Here is a 206-nt window from a genome sequence, read left to right as displayed (position 1 = left end):
ACGGCAATCGACGTGTGCTTCTCCCGCATCTTCTCAAGCAGCTTCTCAAGCGGAGCCGCTTCATTGACAAATAGCACCGGACGCATTACATCCATGAGCGTAATGCTCTTATCTTCAAAATACGTAATAAACAGTTCCTTGGCATGCACTACACCAAGAATACGATCCTTATCTTCACCTGCAACCGGATAACGGGTAAAGCCTTC

1 protein-coding gene is annotated in these 206 nt (G+C 47.1%); it reads right to left on the bottom strand.

Annotation, left to right across the window (positions count from 1 at the left end):
- The coding region (locus LKX83_RS33800) for a CBS domain-containing protein (protein ID WP_370639196.1) at positions 1 to 206 on the bottom strand (206 nt) is incomplete at both ends.

Origin of the sequence: Cohnella baijiui, assembly GCF_020731285.1 — a bacterium.
GTDB lineage: Bacteria > Bacillota > Bacilli > Paenibacillales > Paenibacillaceae > Cohnella.
This window is presented reverse-complemented; position numbering and strand designations above follow the sequence as displayed.